The sequence below is a fragment of the Kitasatospora sp. NPDC003701 genome (assembly GCF_053587085.1).
In genome coordinates, this window is record NZ_JBSFNM010000120.1 from 1 (window position 1) to 11,586 (window position 11,586).

Consider the following 11,586-nt stretch of genomic DNA (forward strand, 5'->3'; position numbering starts at 1 on the left):
AGCATCAAGACCAGAAGCAGTCTCGTCATCGAGTTTCCCGGGAGGGTGAACGGGTGGCCGTGCGGCGGCTGCCGCTCCGGACCTCGACTGTCCGCGACTTCCCCGCCGCGACACCACCTCACACGCCCCCGGCAATGTCGACGCGTTGGCTCGGTTCGGCCGGTTGTCGCCACGCGGCGGTGTTCACGCCGGCCTACGATCAGCGCCAGGAAGCCCGCGAGGAGAAGGCCCGCCAGGCCCACCGCGAGCTGATGCGCACCCTCGCCTGCGCCGACTGCGGCAACGTGCCGAAGGAGGAGAGCACCTACGACTACGAGCTCGACGGCACGTGGACCCGCCGCCCCGGCGGCCGCTGCTACCCCTGCCACCAGAAGCACGAGAAGAAGGAGAAAGAGGCAGCTCAACCGTCGTCCAGCGCGTCCGGCTGAAACTCCACTGGCTGGCCAGCCTCTACGGACCGCGCGGACGAGTCCCGGGACGACGTGGCGCGAGCCCGGCTGGAAGAGGGGCGGCGGGTGGAGCTGACGTTGGAGGAGCCGGCCCGCGCGGTGGGCAGCCGCCGATCGCGGCGGCTGCCCCGACCCGGCCGCGGACTGAAGCGTGGCCGGTCTCGTCGAAGTTCGACGGTCCGGCCGGGGTGGCGCGTCAGCGTGCGGTGACCCAGTAGGCGGCGAGCGGGCGGTTGTCGTGCGGTGCGGCGACGGCCCGCAGGACGTCGCTCTGGCTGAGGACGAGTTGCCGTACCGGTTCGGACAGCGCGGCCAACCGTTCTCCTCCGGTGATCAGGTCGATACAGGCGGTGATCTCCCAGTCCGCGTCCTGGAGTGCGCCGGTGTCGACCGGCCCGTCGCCGTCCGCCGTCCAGCCCGTCTCGGGCAGGAGCCGCAGCAGCGCCTCGCGGGAGAAGGACGTGCGGATGTTGCCCTCGCCGTGTGAGCCCGCGGCCTCGATCTGGCCCTGGATCAGTACTGCGAGCAGGTGCGCCAGCTGGTCGCCGCAGGAGGGCGTCAGGTCCCACTCGGTGAACCACAGCCGGCGCGCCCAGGGCCGTACCCGGGCCAGCGTGTCGCGCAGTTGCCCGAGTGAGGCGAAGTACCAGGAGCAGTGGGCGAGCACGACGTGGTCGAAGGCGTCGGAGGGGAAGTCGACCGACAGGTCGCGGACATCCGTGCTGAAGCGGAAGTCGATGCGTGACCCGAGCGGGCCCGCCGCGAGCCGGGCCGCCGATTCCCCGAGCGTGACCGGCGCCCCGTAGCTCGGATCGGCGACATCGACGGCCACCACGCGTCCCCGGGGGCCGACGGCCTCCGCGAGGACGGCGGTCATGTCGCCCTGCCCGCAACCCAGTTCGAGAACAGTGGATCCGGGCTCGATGTCCCAGCTCTCCACGAGTGAAGCACGGTGGCGTGTCTGTATCAGCTGAGCGTCCGGGCTGTGGTCGGCAGCGGCCATGGTCTTCACGAGCGACGGAATCCTGGCGTGGAGATCGAAGTGCTTCACACAATCCTCAGTGGCTGTTCGGCGAACCGGTAAGGACGAGGGTACGAGACGCCCCTCGGCGGCGCCTGCGATTTCTCGCTCGAGTCCTGCTCACGACAACAGCAGATCCGATCAGACTTCAGTGGGAATCGGTCTACCTTGGGTGAGTGGGGGCAGCGGCCGTGACCGTCAGCGCGGAGCTGTCCGGCCGAGCGGACAGTCAGGCCGCCCGCCTGCGCAGAGGCTCACGCGGTGGGTGCCCACCGGCCTTCGACGAGAAGCAGTACACCAAGCGCACCATCGTCGGACGGGCCCTCAACAAGCTCAAGCACGCCCGAGCGGTCGCAACCCGGTACGACAAGCGCGGATACGTCCACCTCGGCACCGTCACCGCAGCCGCTCCCGTCATCCGGTGATCCGGCTCCGCACATGACCGCCCGGACAACTCCGCCCGGTACTCCGGTGAGAGTTCTCCCTTGGGCCCCGCTCACCAGGTCACGGGCAGTGACCGCATCCCGTAGATGAACGACTCGGTGCGGAACTCGCGCTCGCCGGCCGGTCGCAGCCCCGGCAGTCGGCGGAACAGCGTCTCCAGGGCGATCTGGAGTTCGGCGCGGGCCAGCGGCTGGCCCAGGCACTGGTGCACGCCGAAGCCGAACGCCACGTGCCGCCGGGCGTCCCGGTACAGGTCCAGCTCGTCCGTCGCCCGATGGCCGGCGCCGCCGAACACCGCCTCGTCCCGGTTGGCGGTGGAGAGCATCGCCATCACGCCCTCCCCGGCCCGGACGGTGACGCCGCCCAGCTCCACGTCCTCCAGCGCCACCCGGGGCAGGCCGGTGTGCACGATGGTCAGCAGCCGCAACAGCTCGTCCACCGCGCCCGGCAGGGTGGCCGGGTCGGCCAGGCCGGGGATCTGCTCGGGGTGCTCCAGCAGCAGCGCGGTAGACAGCGCGATCATGTTCGCGGTCGTCTCGTGCCCGGCGACCAGCAGCAGCACGCCCATGGCGGCCGCGTCGTCCGGGGTCAGGTCGTCCCGCGCCGCGAGTCGGCTGAGGACGTCGTCCTCCGGCTGTGCGCGCTTGCGGGCCGTCAGGTCGCGCAGGTAGTCCAGGACCCCCTCCTGGGCCTCCCGGAGCTGCTCCACGGTGCTCTCCCGGTTGAGCATCGTGCGGCTCAGGCTCTGGAAGCGGTCGTGGTCCTCGTACGGCACGCCGAGCAGCAGGCAGATCACCAGCGAGGGCACCGGCAGCGCGAAGTCGGTGACCAGATCGGCCGTGGTCCGGCCCGCGGTCATCCGGTCCAGTGCCTCGTCCACGATCCGCTGGATCTCCGGGCGCAGCGCCTCCACCCGCTTGACCAGGAACTCCCCGGTGAGCATGCGGCGTTGGCGGGCGTGCTCGGGGTCGTCGAGCCGCAGGAAGTCCGGGTTGTCGGTGATCAGCTCGCGAGCGCCGGCGACCAGCAGCGGGAAGGCCGGGTGGCGTATGTCGGCACTGAACCGGCGGTCGGACAGCACGGTGCGGACCTCGGCGAAGCCGGTGACCAGCCAGCAGAGGTCGCCGTCGGGCAGCTCGGCCCTGGTCACCGGCCCGGTGGCGGCGGCCTCGGGGTACGCGGGCGGCGGGCCGAACGGGCAGCCGCCGGAGTGCCGGGCCGGCAGTGGGAGGACGGGGGTGGTGGGTGCGGTGGTCACGGCGGGGGTCTCCTCACGTCGCGGGTGTTCTCGTGGGGTTCGGGGCGCGGAAAGGTTCCCGGCGGCCTGCGGGGCCGCGGCGGGGGTCCGTCAGGCCCCGGTCCGCGCGGGCTCGTCCCCGGTGACGGTGATCGCCCGGCCCGGGCAGAGCTCGGAGGCGAGTCTGACGTCGTCGAACTGCTCGGGCAGCAGGACGGTCTGACGGAGCCTCACGAGACTGTCCCGGTCGTCCTGGTCGAAGACCGCGGGGGCGTTCGTCACGCACATGCCGGAGCTGCAGCAACGGTCCCGGTCGACGCTCACCTGCATGTCGGGCACCTTTCGCCAGGGTGGCGCCGTCTGCCCGGCGGCCGCCTCTCGTTGTCACGGTCAACCTAGCCATCGCTGGTCCGTTTACGGAGGAGTACGGTGGCCGGATCGAGAATGGCTGATTCGGCCCCTGTAGGTGAACCCGCCTTGCGGTGCCATGCGTTTCAGCCCGCGGTACTTCGCCGGGCGGGTCGGAGGACCCGGCCGCGCGGACGGCCTCACAACCCTCGGCGGTGGCCAACTCCCCTACGGAGGGCACCGTGTCGGCCTCGGCGGCGCTCTCGTGCGGCCGGTAGCGCACCACTCGGGCGGAACCGCAGGGCCGGTCCGACCGGGTGGCGGGGGCTGCGCCGGAGGCCGTCGAAGGCGACCTCGACGACCAGTTTCGGCCGGGCCGGCACCGAGCGCGTGTGCATCTTCCTCGGCACGGTCACTGTCGCCGCACCGGTCATCCGGCTCCGCTCATGATCGCGCGGACGGAACCTGGTACTCCAGCAGTACTTCTCCAGCTCCGCCGGTCAGGGGCCTGGGGGTGGTGGGGAGTGTGGCGTTGCGGACCTGGGGGTCGCGGATCGTCCCACCAACGGGTGACCAGGCCGCAGGTGGTTCGGGCCCTCCGGACAATGCGCCGATGTGAGCGGGCATGCATCAGGAAACGTGTGGGATCACGAACGTGGGGATCCTCTCCTGCGGATCGGAACCCGGTGCGCGCGGGTGGAACCCCGGCGACGTGCGCGGGACTACGTCCGCGGACCTCTGGGCCACCGAGTGCGATCCGGGGCAGGCCGTGGTCGCCTGGGCGTTCGCGGACGGCGGCCGGGGGAGTCTCCCGCTGCCATGGTCGACGCGCCCTCGTCCGGTCGCCGCGAGGTCTGACAGGGCGTCGGGAGAGCTGATCCTGCACGGCGTGACCCGTGCCCGGCGGCGCTGTCAGACGGTGTCGAGGGCCGCGCCGATCTTGGCGGCCATGGCGCTCATGGCGGGGCTCGCGCCGGTGCGGGTCTTCATCGCGGACTCCACCGCGACCTGGATGACGGAGCGGAAGTTCTCGGCCTCGGCCGGGTCGATCTCCCCGAGCAGCGCGACGGACGCGGCGAGGGCGGGGAAGACCTGGTCGGCGATGTCGGCGGTGGACTTGCCGAGTTTCATGCCCCGGGGCTTCTCGGCCAGGACGCGGCCGGTCAGCCCGGTGGCGGAGCCGAGGGCCTTCCCCGCGGCCATGCCCGCCCTGGCGGACGAGAACGGACCGGGGTCGGCGGCGGCCATCAGGCTGACGACGCCGTGGGCCGCCGTCTGGACGGTGAGCTTCTGGCTGCGGGTCAGGGCCGTCTCGCCGCCGGTGGCCCGGGCGCCCGGCTGCGAGGCGGTCAGCCGTGCGGTCGCCTCGCGCTGGATCGCGGCGCTGGAACCCAGGAAGTCCACGATCGTGGCGAGCTCGGCGTCGCTGAAGCGCGCGCAGAGCCCGTCCATGCCGCTCAGAAAGTGGTCGAAGTGCGGGACGAGGGCGTCGGTGGAGCCTTCGGCGGCCTGGATGAGCACGCTGCGACCGTCGGAGGGGTTGGGGATCCGCCGGGCGAAGCCCTTGCGCTGGAGCCGGTCGACCAGCCCGGTGATCGAGGCCGGCGCCAGGCCCGCGTGCTCGCCGAGTTCGCGCGCGGTCAGCGGGCCGAACCGCTGGAGCAGGTCGATGGCCTTCTCCTCGGTACCGCTCAGACCGTGCAACTGCGCGAGCGCGCTGTGGAACATGACCGCGGCCGTGCTGAGCTCCCGCCCGGCCGTGTGGAGCCGGGTCATCAGCTCATCGCGCGAGGGCTGGTCGGTGGTCGTCATGACTCCAAGGCTAGCAAAACTGTTTCGGCGCATCGAACTACTTGATATGCTTCCTTCGCCCGAACGAAATAGTTCGTCGTGCCGGCCCTGCCATGACCGCCGCCGAACCTCCCGTGGCCGCAACGGACCACGCCTACCGCCTGTCGTCGTAGCGCGACGGCGGCCAACCGCATCGCAAGCCGCGCCCGTCGCTTCCGCCCGGGCCTTACGGCATCCGTCCCGAACGATCGAAGAAGGCCATGTCCAAACACCGCACTCCCATGCCCGCCGGCCCGCGGACGCCCGCCGCCGCCGCGTCCCCGGACGCCCTGCCCGTCCACCGCCGCCGCGGTCTGGCGATGTTCGTCCTGATCGTCGCGTCCTTCATGGACCTGCTCGACACCACCATCGTCAACGTCGGCCTCCCCGCCGTCCAGGAGGACATCCACGCCACCCCCGGCCACCTCGAATGGGTCGTCGGCGGCTACACGCTGGCCTTCGCGGTCGTCCTGATCACCGGCGGGCGGCTGGGCGACATCGTCGGGCGCAGGACGATGTTCCTCACCGGCGTGGCCGGCTTCACCGCCTCCTCCCTGGCGGCCGCCCTCGCCCGGAACGGCGACATGCTGGTCGCGGCCCGCGTCGTCCAGGGCGCCTTCGCCGCGTGCATGGTCCCCCAGGTCCTCGCCTCCGTGCAGGCCCTCTACAGGCCGAAGGAACGCGCGGCGGTCCTCGGCGTCATCGGGGCCGTCTCCGGTATGGCCGCCGTCGCGGGCCCCCTCCTCGGCGGCTGGCTGGTGTCCGCCGACGCCTTCGGCATCGGCTGGCGCAGCATCTTCGTCATCAACATCCCCGTCGGCCTCGCCCTGCTCGCCGCCGCCCGGCGCCTCGTGCCCGACACCCGCTCGGCCCACCCGCTGCGCCTGGACGTCCCCGGCCTGCTGCTGGCCTCCGCCGGTCTGTTCCTGCTGGTCTTCCCGCTGGTCGAGGGCCGTGAGGCCGGCTGGCCGGTCTGGATCCGGGCGATGCTCGCCGCCTCCCCGCTCGTGCTGGGCGTGTTCGTGCTGAACCAGCGGCGCCGGATGCGCCGCGGTGGTTCGCCGTTGGTGCCGATGCGCCTGTTCGCCGACCGGGGCTTCACCTCCGGCAGCACCGTCCAGCTGTGCTTCTCCGCCGCGATGGCCGGCTTCTTCCTGATCCTCGCCCTCTACCTGCAGATCGGCCTGCACTTCTCCGCCATCGCGTCAGGCCTGACGCTGCTGCCCTTCACCGCGGGCGCGTTCGTGGGCTCCGCCGTGTCGGTGCCGCTCGCCCCGAGGATCGGCAAGCCGCTGGTGATCGCCGGGGCCCTGATGCAGGCCGGCGGCATCGCCTGGGCGCGCCAGGTCGTCGAAGCCCAGGGCGCGCACCTGTCCGGCTGGGACCTGCTGTGGCCGCTCGCCCTCGCGGGCCTGGGCCTCGGTTTCCTGGTGGTACCGCTGGTGGACCTGGCGCTCGCCACCGTCGACGTCCGCGACGCGGGCGCCGCCTCGGGCGTCTACAGCACCTTCCAGCAGTTCGGCGCGGCCCTCGGTGTCGCGGTGACCGGCGTGGTCTTCTTCGGCCGGACCCACGACGGCTACGACCCCACCGTCATGAGGACCGCCCTGCTCGCGGCCGCCCTGGTCTGCGTCGGCGGCTACCTGCTCGCTGCCGCGGCCGGGTTGTTCCTGCCCGCCAGCCGCCTCGCCCGCCACGACGCCGTCGACGACGACGAGGAAGCGGGCGACCTCGTGCCCGCCGCCCGGTGACCGTCACCTGCCGTCGTCGTCCCCACCTGAAGACAGGCCCTAGCCGTGGGGGCTCGAGAGCCAGGGCACCTGCCAGGACGTGCGGCCGAGGTCCCGCACCGGCCCCCAGGATCCCCGCTCGTAGGACACCGGCGCGGGCGGGTGCTCCACCAGCGGCTGGATCACCCGCCAAGTCTCCTCGACGGCGTCCTGGCGGGTGAACAGCGACCGGTTGCCGGTCAGCGCGTCGCTGAGGAGCCGCTCGTAGGGCTCGGGGGGCTTGCCGAGCTCGGCGGCGAAGGACAGGCTCAGGTGGACGCTCCTGGTCGACTGACCGGATGCCTCCTTCGAGAGCATGCTGAGCCGAAGGCCCGGGTCGGGGTCGATCCGCAGGACCAGCTCATTGGCGTCGGGGTGCGCGGGCTCGTCCAGGAAGACGAGCCGGGGCGGGCGCTTGAAGAGCACCCGCACTTCGGTGGCCCTGGCGGCCAGCGCCTTGCCGGCCCTGATGAAGAACGGCACCCCGCTCCACCGCCAGTTGTCCACCTCCAGACCGAGCTCGACGTAGGTCTCGGTCACCGAGCCGGGCTTGACGCCGGGGACGTCCAGGTAGCCCTCGTACTGGCCGCGCAGGCAGTGCGCCGGATCGACGTCGGCCATGGCCCGGAAGACGTCGACCCTCCGGTCCCACAGCGCGTCGGACCCGGGGCCGACCGGTGCCTCCATCGCGATCAGGGCGAGCACCTGCAGGAGGTGGTTCTGGACGACGTCGCGCAGCGCGCCCACCGGGTCGTAGAACGCTCCGCGGTCCTCGACGCCGAAGTCCTCGGCCATGGTGATCTGCACGGCCGCCACGTGGTCGCGGTTCCACACCGGTTCGAGGAGCGCGTTGGCGAACCGCAGGAACTGGATGTCCAGGACGGGCTGCTTGCCGAGGAAGTGGTCGATGCGCAGGATCTGTTCCTCGGCCAGCACCCGGTGGAGCCGCGCGTTGAGGGCCCGGGCGGAGGCCAGGTCGTGGCCGAAGGGCTTCTCCAGCATCACCGTGGCGTGCGCGGTGAGGTCGGCCGCGGCCAGGGCCTCGACGACCGGGGCGAACAGCGAGGGCGGGATCTCCAGGTAGAAGAGCGGCTTCCCGGCGTCCTTCAGCAGATCGCTCAGCGCCCGGTAGGTGGCCGGGTCGGTGAAGTCGCCCCGCAGGTAGGACAGCCGCCGGGCGAGCCGCTCGAAGGGCTCGTCCGCCACGGTCTCGCCCGCCGTCCGCAGGGCTTCGCGCAGGGCGGAGACCAGGTGGTCGTGCGACCAGTCGTCCAGCGCCACGCCGATGATCGGGCAGTCCAGGAGTCCGGCCGCCTCCAGGCGGTAGAGCGACCGGAAGGTCATCTTGCGGGCGAGGTCGCCGGTGATTCCGAAGATCACCAGGGCATCGGCGGTCACCGCTGCGCCACCCGTCGCACGGATCCGCGCCCGGACGGCCGGCGGGGACCGGCCGCTGTTCCGCCGCCGACGCGGGCCTCGTGCTCCGGCGCGGGGCCGCCGGGGCCGCGGGCATCGGCCCGTGACCACGGGTGGGCGCCCGGGGGCTTCGTCCGCTGCCCGGCCGGCGCCGGGGCGGTGTCGGTGGGACCACCGTCGAGGTCCACCGCGTGGACCCGGACCCGCTCAGCTAGACGATTGCTCATGAAAGGGACGATATAACCCATAGTGTCGATCTGCTCACACGGCGATCCAGGTCGTGGGGCGGCATTCCTCCCCGGGTGCACTCCGGTGCGCTCGGGGTGCCCGCCGTGCCGGGTGCCGCTGCGACTCGGCCGATCCTGCCGGGTTCGCGTGCCGGTCGGCGCCGGGATCACGGAAACCTCCGGCCGGACGGCGCCCGACGGCCGGGCGGGGGCAGGCCCTGGGCCGCCGCCGGGGGGATGGCGGCGGCCCGAGGACCGCACGGACGCCGGGCGGGGATCCCGGCCGGCCGGGGGGATGGCCTGGTCGGGGAGCGCGACGTCCTGCCGTACTTCTGACCGCGATCGCGTGCGGCAAACCTCGCCGTGCGAGCGGGTTCGGACCGGCCTGCTCGGGACCACGGCTCCTCGCCGTGGCCGGGCGGAGGCCGCGGGGTACCGGGCTAGAGCTCCCTGACCTTCGGGGGGTTGCCGGTGGAGATGGAGAGCGTCCCCTGCTGGATCTGCACGTTGCTGCCGCTGACCAGCATCCCGTTGTCCTTGGTCATCGAGACGTTGCCCTTGCCGAAGGCGACCGTGACGCCCCGCTCGAAGGACACCCACTTCTTGAACTCGTTGATCCCGAAGAACAGGATCCGGTCCGGCATGGTGACGAACATCCGCTCACCGTCGTGGCTGAGCTGCATCCCTCCGCCGACGGTGAGGAGGCCCTTCACGTGCCCTTCGCCGGCGTGCAGCTCATTGACGTTGGCCTTGTCGGCGGTCAGGTCGCCGAGGTCGTGTCCGCCGTCGCGGTAGACGCGGACGCCGGAGGTGGGGAACTCGATCCAGCCGTCGGTGGTGGCGCGGCCTTGGACCCATTTGGTGTTGATGCCGTTGAGGTCGGCCTTGTCGGCGGCGATGGTGCCCCATTCCTGGCCGCCGTCCTTGTGGACGTTGATGCCGGCCCGGGGGAATGCGAGCCAGCCGTTGTCGTGGTCGCGGTCGCCGACCCACAGGGTGTTGAGGCCGTTCAGGTCGGCCTTGTCGGCGGTCAGGGTGCCGAGGTCGTGTCCGCCGTCGCGGTAGACGCGGACGCCGGAGGTGGGGAACTCGATCCAGCCGTCGGTGGTGGCGCGGCCTTGGACCCATTTGGTGTTGATGCCGTTGAGGTCGGCCTTGTCGGCGGCGATGGTGCCCCATTCCTGGCCGCCGTCCTTGTGGACGTTGATGCCGGCCCGGGGGAACGTGAGCCAGCCGTTGTCGTGGTCGCGGTCGCCGACCCACTGGGTGTTGAGGCCGTTCAGGTCGGCCTTGTCGGCGGTCAGGGTGCCGAGGTCGTGGGTGCCGTCCTTGTGGAGGATGGCGCCGGTCTTGGGGAATTCGAGCCAGCCGCTGCCGGCGGCGCGGTCGCCGACCCACTGGGTGTTGACGCCGCTCACGTCGGCGCGGTCGGCGGTGACGACGCCCAGGTCCTTGTTGAGGCCGTGGTAGACGTCGATGCCGGTGTCGGGGAAGTCGATCCAGCCGGAGTCGGAGGTCCGCCCCTTCACCGAGCCGGCCCGCACATCGAGCACGTCGGCCGTCTTGGCCAGGACCGTCCCCAGGGCGTGGTTCTGGTCGTCGACCTTGACACCGTCCGTCGTGAAGGTGACCCGGCCCTTGTCCGCGGTCCCCTCGATCCACGGGGTGCGCGTCCCGCTCTCGAACTCGGGGACGAGGGCGTGGACGGTGGTGGTGAGGAAGTACCCGTGCTGCGCCTGCCCGCCGATGCTCGTGCCGGCGATCAGGGTGTACGTGGTGCCGCGCTTGGGGACGGGGACCGGGTCGGAACCGGGGGCGGGCCAGGTGTAGGGCTGGTCGACCGCCGGGGTGGCCGCGCCCGCCTGGGCGACCTGCTGCGTCTGCCCGTCCGGGAAGCGGATCCAGTAGTCGAGGTTGCTGGGCCCGTCCCACTTGAGTTCGACCTGCGCGCCCTCCTCCAGCAGGGCGCGCGTGGGGCGGAAGTTGCGTGGGACCTTCGGCGTCTGCTTCACCACCGCGAGCGTGGTGACGAAGGAGTCCGTCGGCATGCCCGCCTGCTGGTCGCCGCCGCCGGTCCGCTCGCGGATCGTCAGGAGGACCGGGCCGCCGCCCCGGGTGACGGGGATGTTCGCCAGCTTCAGGGTGATCGACTGCTGGCCCGGGAAGGTCAGCTTCTTCCCCGGCCACGCCGAATGCTGGGCTCGGAAGACGCCCTCGTCGTCGTCCCACTCGAACTTCGGATCCTGCGTGTCCCAGGGCGTGTTGTACGTCGTGGTGACGCTCGGCGTGATCGCCGGACGGTCGTCGGTCAGGCGGTCGGGGTCGGGGCCGATCGGGATCCCCACGTCGATGTACCTCCAGCTCACCTCCTCCTGATGGGTGTTGGAGACGATCACGTAGATCGTCCCCACGGACGGTGCCCCGTCGGACGACGCCTGGAGCGACGTCGGATCCGTCATGATCTGGTAGTTCAGCAAGGACGGCACAGCGCGGACTCCCCACCTCGGAGTTGCACACCGTCCGGGCGGCGGACGCGCAGTGGAGGCCAGGGTGTTGCCGCCAGGTGCCGTTCCGGCCTTTCGAGGCCGCGTGTTCCGCCCGAGAACAGGTGCTGACTGACCCATCGACAGTAAGGAGCCGCGATCCGTCCGGGCTCGGCGAACCGATGGAGCTGGCCCGAACCGATCCCCGTATGGCCGGAACCGCGGAGGCCGGCAAGGTCATCAGGCGCTCAACCCCATTGGTGGGCATGGGAGTTGGCGACCCTCCGCTACCCGGACGGTCGCCGGGTCTCCGGCCGGCCGGCCGGAGCCGGCAACCGCCCGCTGAAGTCCCTCAGCGACAT

The 11,586-nt window shown here is 71.8% G+C and carries 9 protein-coding genes; 3 read left to right on the plus strand and 6 right to left on the minus strand.

Going from position 1 to position 11,586, the window contains the following annotated elements; genetic code table 11:
• Positions 1-134: 134 nt before the first annotated feature.
• On the plus strand, positions 135-428 hold the full coding sequence (locus ACWDRR_RS43275; RefSeq protein WP_449777842.1) for a hypothetical protein: 294 nt from the start codon (positions 135-137) through the stop codon (positions 426-428).
• Positions 429-645: 217 nt separating this feature from the next.
• Here ACWDRR_RS43275 and ACWDRR_RS43280 read toward each other — a convergent pair whose 3' ends face one another.
• Positions 646-1,452 (minus strand): class I SAM-dependent methyltransferase, encoded by an 807-nt coding sequence (locus tag ACWDRR_RS43280; RefSeq protein ID WP_449777849.1) that lies wholly within the window; start codon positions 1,450-1,452, stop codon positions 646-648.
• 194 nt (positions 1,453-1,646) lie between these two features.
• Here ACWDRR_RS43280 and ACWDRR_RS43285 point away from each other — a divergent pair, with 194 nt between their 5' ends.
• A complete protein-coding gene (locus ACWDRR_RS43285) occupies positions 1,647-1,895 on the plus strand; it encodes a hypothetical protein (RefSeq protein WP_449777843.1) in 249 nt (82 codons plus the stop codon).
• A 71-nt stretch (positions 1,896-1,966) separates the two neighbouring features.
• Here the strand turns inward: ACWDRR_RS43285 and ACWDRR_RS43290 are convergent, their stop codons facing one another.
• The 3 genes from ACWDRR_RS43290 to ACWDRR_RS43300 form a co-directional block, all read right to left on the minus strand.
• Positions 1,967-3,172: a cytochrome P450 gene (locus ACWDRR_RS43290; protein ID WP_449777844.1), complete on the minus strand. Its 1,206-nt coding sequence runs from the start codon at positions 3,170-3,172 to the stop codon at positions 1,967-1,969.
• Positions 3,173-3,262: 90 nt separating this feature from the next.
• Positions 3,263-3,481 carry a ferredoxin gene (locus tag ACWDRR_RS43295; protein WP_380451477.1) on the minus strand — a complete coding sequence of 73 codons (219 nt, stop codon included), beginning with the start codon at positions 3,479-3,481 and terminating at the stop codon, positions 3,263-3,265.
• 930 nt (positions 3,482-4,411) lie between these two features.
• A complete protein-coding gene (locus ACWDRR_RS43300) occupies positions 4,412-5,311 on the minus strand; it encodes a MarR family winged helix-turn-helix transcriptional regulator (protein ID WP_449777845.1) in 900 nt (299 codons plus the stop codon).
• A 239-nt stretch (positions 5,312-5,550) separates the two neighbouring features.
• Between ACWDRR_RS43300 and ACWDRR_RS43305 the strand changes: the two genes are divergently transcribed.
• The gene (locus tag ACWDRR_RS43305) at positions 5,551-7,080 is read left to right on the plus strand and encodes an MFS transporter (protein WP_449777846.1); all 1,530 of its coding nucleotides are present in this window, start codon (positions 5,551-5,553) and stop codon (positions 7,078-7,080) included.
• A 39-nt stretch (positions 7,081-7,119) separates the two neighbouring features.
• Here the strand turns inward: ACWDRR_RS43305 and ACWDRR_RS43310 are convergent, their stop codons facing one another.
• Positions 7,120-8,496, minus strand: a complete 1,377-nt coding sequence (locus ACWDRR_RS43310) for a glucose-6-phosphate dehydrogenase (RefSeq protein WP_449777847.1) — start codon at positions 8,494-8,496, stop codon at positions 7,120-7,122.
• A 685-nt stretch (positions 8,497-9,181) separates the two neighbouring features.
• Positions 9,182-11,227: a hypothetical protein gene (locus ACWDRR_RS43315; protein ID WP_449777848.1), complete on the minus strand. Its 2,046-nt coding sequence runs from the start codon at positions 11,225-11,227 to the stop codon at positions 9,182-9,184.
• Positions 11,228-11,586 lie beyond the last annotated feature (359 nt).